Genomic DNA, 15,243 nt, shown 5'->3' on the forward strand with positions numbered 1-15,243 from the left:
CTGGCGTGCACCCGACTGCCACCGATGCGGAGACCGCGGCCGAGACCCCGATCAACCTGCACAATCTGGGGCGGGTCCGGGTCCTGCAAGCCCTCGCCGACCACCCCCGGCTGTCCCGGGCCGAGCTGGTGCGGCGGACCGGCCTGGCCCGCGCCACCGTGGCGTCAGTGGTCTTCGACCTGATCGTCGCGGGGGTGGTGCGCGAGACCGCGGAGGCGGCGCCGTCGGGCCAGCGCACCGGCCGGCCGCCGCAGCTGGTCTCGCTGGAACCGGACGCCGCCTACGCGGTCGGGCTGGACGTCGGCCACGATCACGTGCGCGCCATTGTGACCGATGTCGTCGGAACACCGCGCTGGGACCGCTCGGAGGCGATCGCCGTCGACGACGACCCGGAGCGCGCCCTGAAAACCGCGGTCCGGCTGATCGGCGCCGCGCTCGACGACACTGGCGTCCCCCCTCAGAAGATCCTCGGCCTGGGCCTGGGCATCGCCTGTCCCGTCGACAAGGTCACCGGCGGCCTCCGGGCCGAGGGCATCATGCCCGGCTGGGTCGGCACCCGCCCCGCCGACGAACTCGCGGCGCGCACAGGCCTGCCGACGCAGATCATCAACGACGCCAACGCCGGCGTCCTCGCCGAACGCCGCTTCGGCGCCGCCCGCGACTGCACGAACGTGGTCTACGTCCGCCTGGCCGCCGGCATCGGCGCCGGCATGATGAGCGACGGCCGCATGCTCCTGGGCCACCTCGGCCTGGCCGGCGAACTCGGGCACGTGACGGTCGAGCCGAACGGCGCCCTCTGCCGCTGCGGCAGCCGCGGCTGCCTGGAAACCGTCGCCAGCCCCACCGCGATCGCCGCCCTCCTGGCCCGCAGCTGGAACCAACCCGTCACCGCCGCCGACCTCCCAGACCTCCTCCGCCGATCCGACCGCGGCACCCTCCGCGCCCTCGAAGACGCCGGCGAGGCCGTGGGCCGCGCACTGTCAGCAGCGGTCTCCCTGCTGAACCCGCAACTCGTCGTCATCGGCGGCGACCTGGTCGAGGCCGGCGACGCCCTGTTCGAACCGATTCGCCGCACGCTACGACGCGGGACGATGGGCTCGCTCCATCAGCGGCTGCGGATCGTGCCGAGCACGCTCGGCGACAGCGCGGGGGTGCTCGGCGCCGCGGCACTGGTGCTGGAGGGGGTTCCGGAGCGGCTGGGTCTCGATCTGCCGGCCCGGTCGGACCTCCGGTAGCTGCAGATGCCGGGGCCAGGCACGTCTTGCCATGGCAGCAAGATCAGGTGCCGAGTCCCCGCGAGTCCGCCAACGCTGGAGGGGCGCGCTCACCGCCGGCTTCGTTCCCGGTTGCGGCGATCTCGGCGCGCCGGTTCCGAGGCCGCAGCCGGGAACGAAGCCGGCGCCGACCCTGCGTTGGGCGCTGACGCACATGATCGAGGAGACCGCCCGGCACGCAGGCCATGCGGACATTCTGCGGGAGCTCATCGACGGCACGACCGGTCGGTGACACGAGGTACCCGCGGTCGGTCGCTAGCGCGAAGCCCCCTCGGTGTCGTCAGCCCTCAGCGTCGTCAGCTCTCGGTGTCGTCAGCCCTGCGTCGAATCCGAGAAGGTGAAGAGCTTCCGCGCGTCAACGCGCACGCCGAAGGCCCCGGTCAGACCTTCCATCCACTCCTGAAAGCCGGGCTGCTTCGGCAGATAGTGATCCAGCATCGTCTGCCGCAGCTCCGCACACTCCGGCCCATGCAGATCGAACAACTCAGCCCGCCCATGCACCGTCACCGCCAGCTCCTCCCCCGGCAGGTACGTCGCGCTCACCGCCGGCCGCGCCTTCAGATGCCTGATGCGCACCGCCTCCGGACCCGAGCTGAACCACCACGACCCGTGCAGGAAGTACCCGTCGAACGGACCAGTGAGCGGACGTCCATCGGCGGTCACGGTCGCCACGGTGATCAGGCACATGCCCTGCAGGCGCACGGCCAACGCGCCGGCGTCCATCCGACGATCATCTGTGATGATGTCCCGCATATGCGGCCCGGCAGCAGCAGCGCTGTCGTCGAGGAGACGTTGCAAGGCAGCCAGTTCTTCGGTGGTTTCGAGCATGGTGCGAATATTTCACGCCCTACCGACACATGGAGCGCCCATATGGGTTACGACCTGCACATCACGCGGGCGGGGTGGGATCTGTACAGCCGCGAGTACCCGATCTCGCGGGAGGAATGGCGCGCGGTCGCCGAGAGCTGGCCGGGCATGGTCCCCGACGGCGGATTCGTCTCCACGGACACCGGATCGGTCACGGTCTACGCGCTCCACGACGGCGGCGATCATCCGGCCTCGCTCTACTGGCGCAACGGCGGAATCACCGTCCGTGCCGCGTACTCCGACACCGGCGCCGTCGCACGCCTCGCCGAGCAGCTCGGCGCCCGGCTCGTCGGCGACGACGGCGAGGAGTACCTGACGGACGGGACCGTCGTCGACGGCGACGCGAATCAGAGGCCTGCCCTGCTCAGCCGGCCGCTCTACGTCAACGAGGTCGCCGGCGCCTGGTGGTCGCTGCTGAGCCGGGAAGAGTGCGAGGACGACGGCTCGGTCGCCGTGCAGATGCTGCGCTCGTTCACCGCCATGGCGATGCGCGAGGTCGCGACGTGCGACCTGCCCGACGCCGACCTGCTCCTGTACCACTACGGCGAGCAGTGGTACGAGGGCGAGCCGATGTTCACCCTCGCCATGGCCCGGTTGTTCGCGCGCAGCGACGACGTCGGCGGCGACATCGTCCGAGTCTCCTGCCAGGCGCGCTACCGACTGGCCCCCGAGTTGCAGGAGCTCGGCCAGTTCAGCCAGTCGGTGCGAGCCGGAGAGCCGGACGAGCGCCGCGCGTGGCTGACGGAGATCGCCGGCCGCCCGGAGTGGGCGGCCCTCGATCTGTGCGTCCCCGACGCGTTGACGCTCGCCGGCGAACCCTTCTCCAGCGGCCGGATCACACGGCAGCGGGCAGCTCGGCGTCGTCGACGCTGAGCTGCTCGTCGGGCGGCGCCGCTCGGCCCTTCACCGCCGGAATGATCAGCGCGGCCAGTGACGCCAGCACCGCGGCGACGACGAGCAGCCAGAAGACGTTCGTGTAGCCGGAGTCCTTCGGGATCGGGTTGGCGACCGTGACGCCGGAGGCCAGCACGCTGGCCGCCACACCACTGCCGATCGCGCCGCCGATGGTCCGGATGTTGGCGTTCATACCGCTGGCCACGCCGACCTGCGAGGCCGGGACCGACTGGACCACGATCGCGGACATCGACGAGAACGCCAGCCCGATGCCGACGCCGAGCAGGCCGGAGGCCACGTAGATCTGCCAGCCCTGCGAATGTCCGAGGGCGAGTGCCGCGAAGCCGGGGATGCTGACCACACATCCGAGCACCAGCACGGCCTTCAGGCCGATCCGCTTGGCCAGCGGTGCCGCGGCGATGCCGAGCAGGAACATGAAGACCGTCATCGGCAGCAGGTAGACGCCGGACTGGGTGATGCTGGCGCTCAGGCCGTAGCCGGCCACCTTCCTCGGGGTCTGCACGAGCTGCGGCAGGAACGTCATCACCGTGTACATCCCGACGCCGAACAGCATCGCCACGACGTTGGTGGTCCACACCGCCGGCAGCCGCATCATCCGCATGTCGATCAAGGGGGCGCTGGACTTCAGCTCGGTCCAGATCCACAGCGGCAGGCAGACCACGGCGCCGACGAACAGGCCGATCACCTTCGTCGAGCCCCAGCCCCAGGTCGGACCCTCGCTGACGGCCAGCAACAGCATCACGAGCCAGGCCGAGAGCAGCACCGCCGCGCCCCAGCTGATCTTCCCCGGTGTGCGCACCGGGGATTCGGGCACCCACAGCCAGCAGGCGACGGTCGCGACCGCGGTCAGGACCATCGGGATCCAGAACAGCCAGTGGTAGTTCAGGTGCGTGACGATCGGGCCGGCGATCAGCAGCCCGAGACCGCCGCCGACGGCGACGGTGGCCGAGCCCAGGCCGATGGCGGCGTTCACCTTCTCGGCGGGGAACTCGTCGCGGATGATGCCGAAGGACAGCGGCAGCAGGCCGCCGCCGAGGCCCTGGATCGCGCGGGCGAGGATCATCAGGCCGACCGAGTGCGACAGTGCCGCCAGGCCCGAGCCGACGGTCAGCGCGAGCAGCGTGATGACCAGCATCCGCTCCTTGCCGACCTTGTCGCCGACGCGGCCCAGGATCGGGGTGGCCACCGAGGCGGCCAGCAGGTAGGCGGTCATCAGCCACGTCGCAGTGTCCTGCGTCGTGTGCAGGGCCGTGATGAAGGTCGCCAGGACCGGGGCGACGAGCGACTGCAGGACGGCGTACGCGGAGATGCCTATGAGAAGGACCGCGAATATGACGTTGTAGTGGGGACGCGAGGCGTCCGCCGGACGTCTGGGCATGGTGCGACGGCTCCAGATCGGAAAGAGGAATGCGGGTCGTCGGACGATGCCGTCCAGCGACCCGCCCACCCTACCGACTAAATGGCACACTGCGACAGTAAGGTGCCGAGTGGCCCCGATCACACATCCCCGGCCTCCGCCGCGGCCAGCCCGATCCGCGCCGAGGCCCGGATGGTGTCCTCCAGCGACAGCCCGCGCTCCCCCGGCGCGCGGCACACGTAGTGCCGCAGGCCCTGGTGCATCGCGGCCAGCAGCATCGAGGCCTTGACCCGGACCCGCAGGTCGTCGCCCGGCAGGCCGAAGCGCTCGGCCAGCACCTGCGCCAGCGGCGCCACCGCCTCGGAGTAGCAGCGGCTCCACACCGCGTCCAGCAGCGGCTCGGTGTGCGTGAGCCGCAGCAGGTCGATGACCAGCAGCACCCGGGTCGGCGAGGCGGCGTCGCTGAACCAGCGGGTGTCGTCGGCGGCCTCGACGAGCGGACGGTCGGCGGGCAGGTCGCGCACGTAGGAGGTGAACCGGTCCAGGCCGAACGACAGCAGCGGCGCGGCGCAGGCCTCCTTGCTGGGGAAATAGCGCCACAGCGTGCGGGTGGCGATGCCCGCGGCGTCCGCGATCTGCGCGACCGACGTGCCGTCCAGGCCCTGCGCGGTGAACAGGCGCACCGCGGCGATCGCGATCTCCAGCCGGATCTCGTCCTTGCGCGACTCGCTCAGCGGCGGCCTGCCGCCGCGCCGCGCGGGTTCGGTCGCGGGCTGCGTCTGGGCCATGGTGGCGCCTTCCGTGATGGGTCTCCGTACTGGCTGAAAACCCATGTTAATGGCGCGTTACGACAAATGGAAAAGCGCACCTGTCCCTGACACCGGCACCGGCACCGGAGCGACGCGTCAGAACTCGTTGATGAGCTTGGCCAACGCCTCGGTGGTGAGCACCGGAGTCAGCGCGTTGACACTGGTCCGCTCCATCACCTGCAGGTACACGTCCACATCGTCGGGCTTGTCCAGATACAGCGCCCCGGACAGGTGCTCCAGGTAGACGACGTCTGGCAGGTCCTGCTCGGCGAAGCGCAGGATGGTGAAGGCGCCGGCGTCGGCGGCCTGGGCTCCGCACTCGAAGGGCAGCAGCTGCACTGTGACGTTCGGCCGCTCCATCAGCTCCAGCAGGTGCGTGAGCTGCCGGCGCATGATCTCCGGGCTGCCCATCGGGCGCCGGACGGCTGCCTCGTCGAGTACCGCCCAGAAGCGGGGCGGGTTCTCGTCGCGGGACAGGACGTGCTGGCGTTCCTGGCGGATCGCGACGCGGCGCTCGACGTCCGCGTCGAGGGCGGTGTTGCCTCTGGCCACCACCGCGCGGGTGTAGTCCGGGATCTGGAGGAGGCCGGGGATGAACTGGACCTCGTAGGTGCGGATCAGGTCGGCCGCCGCCTCCAGGCCGACGTAGTTGGCGAACCAGCTGGGCAGGACGTCGTGGTAGCCGTGCCACCAGGAGGCCGCGTTCGCGGCGTCGGCCATCGACAGCAGCGGCGCGCGCTCCTGCTCGTCGGTGACGCCGTACAGGGTCAGCAGGTCCGCGACGTCGCGGACCTTGAAGCCGACGCGCCCGAGCTCCAGCCGCGAGATCTTCGATTCCGAGGAGCGGATCTCATAACCCGCCGCCTCCCGCGTGATGTGCGCCGCCTCGCGCAGGCGCCGCAGCTGGGAGCCGAGCATGAGGCGTCGAACAGTGCTGGACGTGCCTTGCGCCTCGCTCACCTGCACAAGGTACAGGCTTCCGGCTCGACAGTCAGCGACACGGCCTATTTCGCAATCTCAGGGATAACCCCGAGGGGTTCACCACGGGTTCACCGAGCCTGGAACACGTCCCCGTAGCGCTCCCAGCGCGGCCACGGCCCGAAGTGCACGGCGTACCACTGCCCGCGCCACGACAGCAGCGAGAAGACGCCGAACGAGTGTGACACGCCGTCGAGCGTGTACCTGACGCGGGAGCCGTAGAGCCGGTAGTAAGGGATCTTGTTCTCCTCGGATCCCGGCGTCATCCACTCCGCGTTGCCGGTCGGCACGTCGATCCCCGCCAGCCGGGCCCGCTGCGCGCCCGCGCCGAGCAGCCGGTGCGCGGCGTGCACGTCCAGGTCGAAGTAGCCGAGCAGGCGGTGGTCGTAGTCGCCGGCGGCGTTCCACAGGGCCTTGAGCTGGACGTACGCGGTCTTCGGGAAGAAGAACGGGTGGGCTTCCCGCGGATCGTCGTCGACGATGCCCTGCCACAGCGCGTGCAACCGGGCCTGGAACTGCTGGTCGGCGCTGCTCGGAAGGGCACGAGTCTGCGGCAGCGTGCCCGGATCGACGGCCGGCGCAGCGAGCGTGGCCGGCGTCGGCTCCGGGGCCAGACGGGAGGGCACGTGAAGGTGCAGCGGCGCGTCCGCCGTCGCCGTCACGGCTCTGGCCTGCGTGGGCTGAGACGCCGCGTGGCGCATGGTCTCCACCCCGGCCCACGCGGCGATCGCCACCGTCGCGGCGAGCGCGGCGACTCTGGTCAGCGGCCTCATGCCAGGGTTCTTCTCCCCCGGGCACGCGCGCCATTCCGCGGTTCGCCCCGATGGCCTAGAACCTGCCGACCCGGTGCGGCAGGTCAGCCGAGCTGGCCGGTGGGCCGCACCACGAGCTGGTTGACGTCCACGCCCTCGGGCTGGTTGACCGCGAACAGGATCGCGGCGGCGATCTGCTCGGGGGTCAGCGCCGGCGCCGCCTGCGGTGCTCCGCCGCGCTCGTCCCAGAACGGGGTGTCCACGACGCCCGGGGCGACCAGGGTGACGCCGACGTGGTCCTTGGCCACCAGCAGCCGGGTGTTCTCGACCAGCGCGTGCACGGCCCACTTGGTGACGGAGTACAGGTTGCCGGGCGTGTACCGGATGCCCGCGACCGAGCCGACGACCACGATCCGGCCCTTCGACTCTCGCAGGTGCGGCAGCGTCTCGCGGACGAGCAGGGCCGGACCGAGGACGTTGGTCAGCACCATGGAACGCATGGCGTCGGGGTCGTGGTCCTCCAGGGTGCCGGGCAGGGAGAAGCCGGCGTTGGCGATGACCGTGTCCAGGCGGCCCCAGGTGTCCACCACCTGACGAACGGTCGCGGCGACGTCGGTCGCGTCGGCGGCGTCGCCGCTGATCGTCAGCAGCCGGTCCCCGGCGCCGGCCTCGGCGTCGGTGGAGGCGGCGAACGCGGCCAGCTTGTCGGCGTCGCGGCCGGTGACCGCCACCCGATGACCCTGTTCGAGCAGGGCACGGGCCGTGGCGGCACCGATCCCGCTGGAACCTCCGGTGATCAACGTGACAGGTTCCATGCGGCGACCTCCGGGGCTTCAGATGTTGATCAACGTCGACCGACGCATGATATCCGACCTCTTCGAGGCCGTATCAGGTCACCTGGTTCCAGCCGTACTGAGCGGTGCCACTGCCGCAGTAGGCGGTCGAGAACCCGCCGGCGCCGTCGGCCGGCGCCAGGCCGCCGATGGCGATATGGCCGTCGGAGCAGTGCGCGTAGGCCTGGAACCAGGTTCCGGCGGCGTAGCCGTAGCAGTGCCCTGTGTAGGTCGAGCCGCCGGGCGCGCCGGAGCAGTAGCCGGTGGCGGGGCTGGCGGTGGAAGCCTCGGCGGAGGCGGCTGAGGCCGCGCCGACCAGGCCGAGTCCGGTCGCGAGGGCGACCGCGGCGAGGCGGTTCCTGAGTGTCATGAGCTCTCCTCTTTCGGTGGCATGACCGCCGTCCGGCGGCCTTCGCAGAACCCTGGCACACGTCGTTCAGGACCGGTCCTGAGACGCGTCTGCGCTCACGAGGGCGCGAGAACCCGGCGCACCGCACTGCGCAACCAGAAGTGCGCGCCATCGGCCGTGTGCCGAGGGTGCCAGGCGATGCCGATGACCAGCGGCGGCAGGGCCACCGGGACGTCGAGCTGCCAACCCGTCGTTCTTCGAGAACCTGCTGGAGGAGGTCGATTCGATCCGGGAGAACGGCGTCTTCCTCGACTGCGTGGACGGCGACCGCAAGACACCCATGGTCGCCGTCGCCGACATCGCTGCCGCCGGCGTGGCCCGCACCCCGGAGACCGCCTCGCCGACCCGCTTCGAGCAGTGGTGCGCCGAGACGCTGAAGCCCGCTTTCTTCGCCGCGGTGGACGCATCCTGACGTTCGCGCCCCCACCCGAGCTCAAATATCGTTCCCCGCAACGTACCCGAACGTCATCGCCGGCCCGATCGTCGAGCCCGCCCCCGCGTAGCTGTGCCCCATCACCGCGGCACTCGCGTTGCCCGCCGCGTAGAGCCCCGGGATCACCGAGCCGTCGGACCGGAGCACGCGTGCCCGCTCGTCGGTGACCATGCCGCCCTTCGTGCCGAGGTCGCCCGGGACGATGCGCAGGGCGTAGAAGGGCGCGAGCCACAGCGGCGCCAGGCACGAGTTCGGGATCACCGCCGGGTCCGTGTAGTAGTGGTCGTAGACGCTCGCTCCTCGGTGGTAGTCCGTGTCGGTGCCGGTGTACGCCAGGCCGTTGAAGTGGGTGACGGTGTTCGTCAGGGCCGACGGGGAGACGCCGATCTGGTTCGCCAGGCCCCACAGGGTCAGGTCCCGGTAGACCGAGCCGTTCTGGTACCAGGAGTCGGGGAAGGGCAGGGTCGGGAGGATGTCGCGGAAGACGTAGCGGTCGCGGAAGTTCTGGTCGATGATCAGCCAGGCCGGGATGTCGGGCGCGGTGGCGTTCTGCCGGTACATCGTGTGCACCACGTCCACGTAGGGCGCCGCCTCGTCGACGAAGCGGTGCCCGGCCTGGTTCACGATCAGACCGCCGGGCAGGGTCCGCTCGGCGAGGCAGAAGTACGGCCCGTCGCCGCTGGGGATCGTCGGGCCCCACCAGGCCTCGTCCATCAGCGCCAGCGCGGCGCCGGCGCGCTGGCCGGCCAGGATGCCGTCGCCGGTGTTCTCCTTCGCGCCGACGCTCCAGGTCGTGCCGATCGGCTGCTGCTGGTACTGCGCGCGCATCGCGGCGTTGTGCTCGAAGCCGCCGGAGCCGACGATGACGCCGCGGCGCGCGTTGATCAGGCCCGGCGTGCCGTTCTGCGTGACGACCACTCCCGCCGCGCTCCCGTTGACGATGTTCAGGTCCGTCAGCGGCGTGTTCAGGAGCACCGGGACGCCGGCTCGCATGAGCCCGGCGCGCAGCCCGGTGGCCAACGACTGCCCCATGGTCAACGGCTTCTGCCCGGCCAACGCGGCGGCGGCCCCGCGCGCGGCGGCCTCGGCGGCGACCGCCGCGCCCTTGGCGTTGACGGCGGCCAGGTTGATCCACTTGTAGTCCTGGCTGAACACCACCAGCCCGGCGGGCACCGGCAGGTAGGCCGGGTTCAGGTGCGCCAGCTCCGATCCCAGGATGCGGCACGCCGATGACGTCCGGCTCGATCGACCGACCGCCGGGCATCCCGCCGGGAAGCTCCGGATAGTAGTCGGAGTAGCCGTCCATCCACTTGAACCGGCACGGGCTGTGCGCCATGACGAACGACAGCATCGCCGGTCCGTTGTTCAGGAACGCGGCCTGCCGCGCCGGGGTCGAACCGTCGCCGACGACCGCCGCGAGGTATTCGGCCGCCAGGGCCGGGGTGTCGGGGACGCCGGCGGCGAGGATCACCGAGTTGTTGGGGATCCAGATCCCGGCGCCCGAACGCGCGGCCGAGCCGCCGAAGGTCGGAGCCTTCTCGACGACCACCGCCGACAGACCGCGCGCCGCGACGGTGAGCGCGGCGGTCATCCCGGCGGCGCCGCAGCCGACCACGACGACGTCGTACGTCCCGAGCACGGGAGCGTCGGCGTAAGCATTGGTACCGCCGAAAGCTCCCGCGCCGAAGACGGCGGCGGTGGTCCCCACGGCGGCGCCCTGCAGGACGCGGCGGCGGGAAAGGTCTGTTCCGTGCTCGGGCATGGGGCCCTCCGAATCCGAGACCTGACGATGCGTCAGAACGCATCAGGAATCTGATCCAGTGTTCTTGGGAAGTCAAGAGGCCTTCCGGCCCGGCCGTGGGTCAGGGGTTCAGCGGCGGCCCGACCACGAACGAGACCGACAACGACCGGTTCCCCAACGAGGCCCGCACGTGGTAGCGCCCGTCCGGCAGCACGATCGAGCCGGCCCCCTGATCCAGCGCGACGTTGAACGTTCCGCTCCCGTCGGCCACGGTCTCGGCCTGCGGCACGGCGGCGTCCAGGAACGTGATCGTGACCGTCTGCCCCGCCGGCCACCCGGCGCCGTCCAGGATGAAGGTGGTCCGGGGGTCGCCGAACGGCGGCCGGACGCCCAGCCGCGTCCCGTCCACCACGGTCACGGCGCCGGGCGGCGGACCCTGCGGCGGCGGCCCTCCGCCCGGTGGCGGGCCCTGCGGCGGCGGACCGCTGCGAGTCGGCGGGGGCGGCGAGGCGGTCGGCGGCGGGGAACCGGAAGGCGAGCCGGTGGGCCGAGCACTGGTCGCCCCGGTAGTCCCAGTCGCCGCCGCACCGGCCGTCGGCCCGGCCCCCGCCTGCGTCGAGTCCGAGGCCTTGCCGCCGAGCGTCACCACACCGGCCAGAAACAGAGCGCTGACCGTCGCCGCGCCGATCGCCAGCACCACACTGCCCGCGACCACCGCCGGCCCCATCGGCGAGCGGCGCTGCCACCGGCCCGGCCCCCACCTTCCGACGCCGGACCCGGCGCGGGCCCGCCGCCGGCTCGACGCCGCCCGGCGCGCCGGCACCCAGTGCGACCCGTCCTGGTCCGGCGGCAGCGACGGGTGGCGGGGCCGCAGGTCGTCGTCCGGGGAGTCGTCGGCGGTCCCGGCCGCGGCGTCGTGGGCCCCGTCGCCGGTGAACACCGTCTCGTCCACGGGTTCTGAGAGATCCCCGAGGCTGTCGGCCGAACGCACCGCGACATGGGTCTCGTCTTCCCCGGCCTCGGCCGCCGCGTCCGGCGTCGAACGCCGCGTCCGCACCAGCTCCATCTGCTCGCTGCGATACCCCTCGATGTACTCCAGCACCGTGTCGGGCAACGCCCGCGCGGCGTCGGCCGCGGCCAGATGCGGCGCCAGGGCGGCGAGCAGCGAGGCGGGCGTCGGGCGGTCCGTCGGCTTCAGCGCCAGACACGCCCCGACCAGCCCGCGCACCTCCCGGGGGACCAGCGCGAGGTCCGGGGGCCGCCGCATCTTCTGCAGCAGGACCCCGACCGCCTTCTCCTCCTGGTAGAGCGCGGCGCCGGTGGCCGCGTGGTACAGCGTCGCGCCGAGCGCGAACACGTCGGCGGCCGGTCCCACGACCGGGTCCCCCGAGGCCTGCTCGGGCGCCATGTACAGCGGCGTCCCGAGCACCATCCCGACGGCCGTGCCCTGGGGCAGGCCGTCCCGGCGGGCCAGCCCGAAGTCGATGACCCGCGGACCGTCGGCGGTGACGAGCACGTTGGCGGGCTTGAAGTCCCGGTGCACGAGCCCGGCCCGGTGCACGCACTCCAGCGCCTCGGCGCAGCCGGCGGCCAGCCAGCGCACCGCCGACACCGCCAGCGGCCCGCAGGTGGCCACCAGCTCCTCCAGCGACGGCGCGGGCACGTACACGGTGGCCAGCCACGGCAGGTCGGCGTGCGGGTCGGCGCCCACCACGGCGGCGGTGAACGCGCCGCTGACCCGCTTGGCCGCGTCCACCTCGTGCGCGAACCGGCGCCGGTACCCGGGGTGTTCGGCCAGCCCGGCCCGGATGGTCTTCACCGCCACCAGCCGCGAGGACGCCGAGCGCGCGAGGTACACCTCGCCCATCGCGCCCGCGCCGAGGCGCCGCACCACCTCGTAGGGCCCGATCCGGGCAGGGTGGAACGCCTGAGGCTGCCCTGACCGCGTCCGCATCGAGATCCGCCCTCCGCAGGGGACTGTGGCGCCGGAGCCTGGGTGCACGCTGCGATTGCAGAGCCCTTATTAATCTAGCTGCTAAGGCGGGATGCGGCGGGTCTTCGGGGAACTCAGTTCGAGTGGTAACCAAGTTGTAGTAATCCGGGCGATCTAGGCGGTCGCCAGGTCCGCGGAAGGCACCGGCGCCTGCTCGGACAGCAAGCCCTCCTCGCGCAGGCGTTCCCAGACGCCCGCGGGTATCGGCCGCGCGGCCCACTCCAGGTTCTGCGCCAGCTGCCCGCGCGAGTCCGGGCCGGTCAGGACGCAGCGAACTGCCGGATGCCCCAGGGGGAACTGCAACGCCACGGCCGCTGTGGGCACGCCGAGCTCGTGGCACACCTTCGCGATGCGCGCGGCCTTCGCGCGGGTCTGCTCGTCGACCGGACGGTAGCGGAACATGGCGTTGGTGACGCCGTCGATGAGCCCGCCGTGCAGCGACTGCGCCGCGACGACGGTGACGCCGCGCCGCTCGGCGTCGGGCAGCAGTTCGTCAAGGGCCTGAGTGTCCAGCAGCGTGTAGACGCCGGCCGCCAGCACCAGGTCCAGGTCGGTCTCGCGGATGAACCGGGCGAGCATCGGCGCCTGCACCATGCCGACGCCGACCGCGCGCACCACCCCCTCGTCGCGCAGCCGCGCCACCGTCGGCCATGCCTGCTCCAGGGCTTCGCGCCAGTGGTCGTCGGGGTCGTGGATGTAGAGCATGTCGACGCTGTCGGTGCCGAGGCGCAGCAGGCTCTCCTCCAGCGAGGTCAGGATCCCCTCCCGGCTGAAGTCGTAGATCCAGTCGGCGCCGGTCTGCTTGGTATCCGGGTGCGAAGGCCGGACCAGGCGGCCGACCTTGGTGCTCAGCACGTACTCCGCACGCGGCCGTCCGCGCAGCGCGAGCCCCAACAGCCGCTCGGAATGCCCGGCGCCGTACATGGGAGCGGTGTCGAAGTAGCGCATCCCGCTGTCCCACGCCGCCTCCACACAGTCCAGCGCCTGCCCGAGGCCGACGCCGTCGTTGGCGATCGCGGCCGCGCCGAAGCCCAGCCGGGGAAGTGTGATCATGCCTTGACCCCTCCGGACACCAGGTCCACTCGCCAATACCGTTGCAACAGCAGGAACACCGCGGCCAGCGGCACGATCGACACCAACACCCCGACGATGACGATCGTGTACTGCGCGGCCTGGCCGCCGGTGATGATCAGCAGCCCGTACAGGCCCTCGGTCAGCGGGAACAACTGGTCCCGGTTGAGCATCACGAAGGGCAGCAGGAAGTTGTTCCAGATGCCGATGAACTGCAACAGGAACACCGTCACCAGCGCCGGCATCATCAGGCGCGCGCCGATCGAGGCGAACATCCGCCACTCCGAGGCCCCGTCCACCCGCGCCGCCTCCAGCAGCTGGTCGCTGACCGACGCCTCGGCGTAGATCTTGCACAGGTAGATCGCGAACGGGCTGACCAGCTGCGGCAGGATCACCGCCGCGTAGTTGTTGGTCATCCCGAGCTTGGCCAGCAGCAGGAACTGCGGGATGGCCAGCATGATCTGCGGGAGCAGGACGGCCGCGACGATCAGCCGGAACAGCCAGACGCTGCCGGAGAAGCGGTACTTGCCCAGCGCGTAGCCGGCGCAGCCACAGATGATCGTGGACAGCGCCGCGCCGCCGACCGCGTAGATCACCGAGTTGACCGCCCAGCGGATGAAGATGCCGTGGTCGTAGGCGAACAGCGCGCGCAGGTTGGAGAAGAAGCCGCCGTGGAAGGACGGCGCGAACGGTGCGGTCGAGAACAGCTCGCTGTTCGTCTTGGTGGAGGCGATCACGATCCACACCACCGGCAGCACGCAGTACACGGCGCCGATCAGCAGGATGACGGTCGCGACCCAGTTCGTCCGGCCCCCGGCCTTCCTCCCGGATCCGGTCGCCTCGGTCCGCGCCCTGCCCGCCTTCACCGTTCCGGTCGTGGCCGCTGTCATCGTTCACTCCTACGCGCTGTCAGACGGAGCACCGTGTTGGCGGCCACGGTGGCGGCGACCGTCAGCACGATGAGCAGGAACGAGGCGGCCGCCCCGCGGTAGATGTCGTTGTCCACGAAGGCGTCGGTGTAGACGCGCATCAGGGGCACCCAGGTCGAGCTGATCGCGTTGGTGACCGGCTTGAGCGTGGTCGGCTCGTTGAACAGCTGGAGCGCGCCGATCAGTGAGAAGACGGTCACCAGCGTCAGCGTCGGGGCCAGCAGCGGCAGCTTGATGCGCAGCGCGATCTGCAGCTCGCTGGCCCCGTCGAGTTCGGCGGCCTGGAACAGCTCGCGGGGCAGGCCGCGCAGCGAGGTGTAGATGACGACCATGTTGAAGCCCAGGACGCCCCACACCGCGACGTTGGCCACGGCGAAGAACACCGTGTGCGAGCCGAAGTAGTTGATCGTGTTGCCGCCGATCGGGCTGGTCGCCGGCAGGTACATGAAGCCCCACAGCAGCGTGGCGACGACCCCGGGCACCGCGTACGGCAGGAAGATCGCCAGCCGTGAGAACCCGACGAGCCGGGTCCGTTTGGCGTCCAGGCACAGCGCGAACAACGTGGAGAAGCCGATCGTGGCCGGCACGCCGATCACCGCGACCAGCAGCATCCGGCCGATGCTGTGCCAGAACTCCGCGTCGCCGAACGCCGCGCGGTAGTTCTCCAGGCCGGCGAAGACCGTGGTCGGGTTGTCGGTCCCGAACAGGCCGCCGCCGGCCTTCTGCTTCATGAAGCTGAGATAGATCGCGTAGGCGCCCGGGGCCACCGTGAACAGCAGGAACAGCACCACGGCCGGGATGAGCAGGACCTGCGGGAGCAGCGTGTGCCTGCGGCGATGAGCCTTCATGGCCTCCTCTTCCTGTCCTTTCCTGTCGTGTCTT

14 protein-coding genes and 2 pseudogenes are annotated in these 15,243 nt (G+C 71.2%); 4 read left to right on the plus strand and 12 right to left on the minus strand.

Features of this window, described 5'->3' with window-relative positions; translation table 11 throughout:
- Positions 1-5: 5 nt before the first annotated feature.
- Entirely contained in the window at positions 6-1,235 is a 1,230-nt protein-coding gene (locus ABH935_RS00490) for an ROK family transcriptional regulator (protein WP_370375729.1), read from the plus strand.
- A 31-nt stretch (positions 1,236-1,266) separates the two neighbouring features.
- The gene (locus ABH935_RS00495; protein ID WP_370375730.1) at positions 1,267-1,506 is read left to right on the plus strand and encodes a DUF664 domain-containing protein; all 240 of its coding nucleotides are present in this window, start codon (positions 1,267-1,269) and stop codon (positions 1,504-1,506) included.
- An 80-nt stretch (positions 1,507-1,586) separates the two neighbouring features.
- Here ABH935_RS00495 and ABH935_RS00500 read toward each other — a convergent pair whose 3' ends face one another.
- Positions 1,587-2,102 (minus strand): pyridoxamine 5'-phosphate oxidase family protein, encoded by a 516-nt coding sequence (locus ABH935_RS00500; RefSeq protein ID WP_370375731.1) that lies wholly within the window; start codon positions 2,100-2,102, stop codon positions 1,587-1,589.
- 42 nt (positions 2,103-2,144) lie between these two features.
- Here ABH935_RS00500 and ABH935_RS00505 point away from each other — a divergent pair, with 42 nt between their 5' ends.
- Complete coding sequence (locus ABH935_RS00505; RefSeq protein ID WP_370375732.1) at positions 2,145-3,014, plus strand: hypothetical protein; 870 nt, start codon at positions 2,145-2,147, stop codon at positions 3,012-3,014.
- On the opposite strand, the gene ABH935_RS00510 is transcribed toward ABH935_RS00505, so the two are convergent.
- From ABH935_RS00510 to ABH935_RS00535, 6 genes are all read right to left on the minus strand, one after another.
- The gene (locus tag ABH935_RS00510) at positions 2,977-4,434 is read right to left on the minus strand and encodes an MFS transporter (RefSeq protein ID WP_370375733.1); all 1,458 of its coding nucleotides are present in this window, start codon (positions 4,432-4,434) and stop codon (positions 2,977-2,979) included. The two genes, ABH935_RS00505 and ABH935_RS00510, sit on opposite strands and share 38 nt — an antisense overlap.
- 119 nt (positions 4,435-4,553) lie before the next feature.
- Positions 4,554-5,201 (minus strand): TetR/AcrR family transcriptional regulator, encoded by a 648-nt coding sequence (locus tag ABH935_RS00515; protein ID WP_370375734.1) that lies wholly within the window; start codon positions 5,199-5,201, stop codon positions 4,554-4,556.
- Positions 5,202-5,318: 117 nt separating this feature from the next.
- Positions 5,319-6,182 carry a helix-turn-helix domain-containing protein gene (locus ABH935_RS00520; protein WP_370375735.1) on the minus strand — a complete coding sequence of 288 codons (864 nt, stop codon included), beginning with the start codon at positions 6,180-6,182 and terminating at the stop codon, positions 5,319-5,321.
- Between the two features lie 89 nt (positions 6,183-6,271).
- The gene (locus ABH935_RS00525) at positions 6,272-6,973 is read right to left on the minus strand and encodes a hypothetical protein (RefSeq protein WP_370375736.1); all 702 of its coding nucleotides are present in this window, start codon (positions 6,971-6,973) and stop codon (positions 6,272-6,274) included.
- A gap of 83 nt (positions 6,974-7,056) precedes the next feature.
- Positions 7,057-7,767, minus strand: a complete 711-nt coding sequence (locus ABH935_RS00530) for an SDR family oxidoreductase (RefSeq protein ID WP_370375737.1) — start codon at positions 7,765-7,767, stop codon at positions 7,057-7,059.
- A gap of 73 nt (positions 7,768-7,840) precedes the next feature.
- On the minus strand, positions 7,841-8,155 hold the full coding sequence (locus ABH935_RS00535) for a hypothetical protein (RefSeq protein ID WP_370375738.1): 315 nt from the start codon (positions 8,153-8,155) through the stop codon (positions 7,841-7,843).
- A gap of 190 nt (positions 8,156-8,345) precedes the next feature.
- On the opposite strand from ABH935_RS00535, the pseudogene ABH935_RS00540 reads away from it, so the two are divergent.
- Positions 8,346-8,606, plus strand: a pseudogene (locus tag ABH935_RS00540) (hypothetical protein); the annotation flags it as partial.
- Positions 8,607-8,627: 21 nt separating this feature from the next.
- Here the strand turns inward: ABH935_RS00540 and kstD are convergent.
- From kstD to ABH935_RS00565, 5 genes and pseudogenes are all read right to left on the minus strand, one after another.
- Positions 8,628-10,218, minus strand: a pseudogene (gene kstD / locus ABH935_RS00545) (3-oxosteroid 1-dehydrogenase).
- 271 nt (positions 10,219-10,489) lie between these two features.
- A complete protein-coding gene (locus tag ABH935_RS00550) occupies positions 10,490-12,322 on the minus strand; it encodes a serine/threonine-protein kinase (RefSeq protein ID WP_370375739.1) in 1,833 nt (610 codons plus the stop codon).
- A gap of 153 nt (positions 12,323-12,475) precedes the next feature.
- A complete protein-coding gene (locus tag ABH935_RS00555; RefSeq protein WP_370375740.1) occupies positions 12,476-13,414 on the minus strand; it encodes an aldo/keto reductase in 939 nt (312 codons plus the stop codon).
- Positions 13,411-14,322, minus strand: a complete 912-nt coding sequence (locus tag ABH935_RS00560) for a carbohydrate ABC transporter permease (protein ID WP_370375741.1) — start codon at positions 14,320-14,322, stop codon at positions 13,411-13,413. Before ABH935_RS00560 ends, ABH935_RS00555 begins: the two co-directional genes overlap by 4 nt.
- Positions 14,319-15,209 (minus strand): carbohydrate ABC transporter permease, encoded by an 891-nt coding sequence (locus ABH935_RS00565; protein ID WP_370375742.1) that lies wholly within the window; start codon positions 15,207-15,209, stop codon positions 14,319-14,321. The genes ABH935_RS00560 and ABH935_RS00565 overlap by 4 nt, the downstream gene beginning before the upstream one ends.
- Positions 15,210-15,243 lie beyond the last annotated feature (34 nt).

This window comes from Catenulispora sp. GAS73, from assembly GCF_041262085.1.
Classification (GTDB): domain Bacteria; phylum Actinomycetota; class Actinomycetes; order Streptomycetales; family Catenulisporaceae; genus Catenulispora.